The sequence below is a fragment of the Microcystis sp. LE19-41.2A genome, from assembly GCF_027530405.1.
In the GTDB taxonomy this organism is placed as follows: domain Bacteria; phylum Cyanobacteriota; class Cyanobacteriia; order Cyanobacteriales; family Microcystaceae; genus Microcystis; species Microcystis aeruginosa.
The window spans coordinates 1-1,422 of record NZ_JAPZQJ010000403.1 but is presented as its reverse complement, the minus strand read 5'-3'; the positions used below and the strand labels follow the sequence as shown (position 1 = coordinate 1,422).

Annotated in this window: 1 protein-coding gene; it reads right to left on the bottom strand. The window is 49.3% G+C overall.

All coding sequences use genetic code 11. From position 1 onward, the window contains the following. Positions 1-147 precede the first annotated feature (147 nt). On the bottom strand, positions 148-1,131 hold the full coding sequence (locus O9290_RS16455) for a methyltransferase domain-containing protein (protein WP_288055228.1): 984 nt from the start codon (positions 1,129-1,131) through the stop codon (positions 148-150). Between the last annotated feature and the right edge of the window lie 291 nt (positions 1,132-1,422).

The window sequence follows — 1,422 nt, the reverse complement described above, 5'->3', positions numbered from 1 at the left end:
GGGATCGGGGGTAAAATTCAGGTACTTTTTCCCTGAAAATTAGGTAACTGACTACCTCAAAATCGGTAAAACCCTACACCCCACACCCCACACCCCACACCCTGCCCCCACCAACAAACTTTTTCAGCAGACCCTAATTATAACCAGCTAGATAACTGAGGTGAGAGACTCTTGCTGACTTGCTTGCAGATGGGATTGAGCGCGAACAGCGCGGAACATCCCAAAACGACATAAACCCGTACCAAAGGCCAAACGCATCAGCAGAATTGTCGGCACTTCTCGGACGGATTTAACCAACCCAGTCAGACCAAATTGCCACCAACCTTGGGGACGAATCACCCCTTGCCAAATGGTATCAATCCAAGAGGGTAGAGTGGCTGTTGTCCAGTCAGCAGTCATCACTTCCCCATCCACCAATCCCGTGGCCGCTAACTGTTCGGCAAAACCTTCGATACTGGCAAAAGCGGGGTGGGACCACTGATCCAAAAGTTGGCGCATTACAGGACTTTCCCAGAAATTGAGCGGTTTTTGACGGTCATCTCGCTGATTCCAGTCCGCTACCACTAGGACTCCCCCCGGCTTAAGAACTCGCAGTAATTCCTGAGCAAAAACGGCTTTGTCCGGCATATGGGGACCGGCTTCAATTGACCAGACTACATCAAAACTCTCGTCGGGAAAAGAAAGGGCCATGGCATCATCGACCAAAAAGCGAGCATTTAAATCTGGGGGTGTTAGTTCTTTGGCCCGTGCCACTTGTTTGGGGCTAATGGTGATACCGGTAACGGCAAATCCGTAGTCGCGCGCGAGAATGCGACTGCTGCCACCAATACCACAACCGACATCGAGGAGAGTTACACCGGCGGGTAGTTTATCCAAACCTCCCCAAGAGACCATTTCCGCCACAAAGTCGGCTTTTGCCTGTAGAAAGTCTTTTTTTTCTGGTGGGGAACCGTAGTGACCTAAATGGATGTGTTCGCCCCAATAATATTCTAAAATCCCGTCTTCGGTCCATTGGTCGTAGGAATTGGCCACCGAGTCCGACGATTGGTACTTGCGAGAGGAAACAAAATAGACGACGATAGCGATCGCTAGGAGTAAACCTAAAGATGATGTCACCAAAAGTATATTCATTAAATGCTGCCGAGCAAACTGATACAAAGCTTAATAACTCTTAAAGATTATACAACCTTGAGGTTCTGCGGTTGAGTGACTTTGGTTCTTCGCCAGAAATTAACTATCCCCGTTGAAAGCGACTGGTAATACAGCAGTTATCTTAATAGTTAAGTAGCTGGTTATAATTAAATTAAAAATGGATTTTAGGTTCGATCCCCCCTGCCCCCCTTGATAAGGGGGGTGCCGATCCCCCCTGCCCCCCTTGATAAGGGGGGTGCCGATCCCCCCTGCCCCCCTTGATAAGGGGGG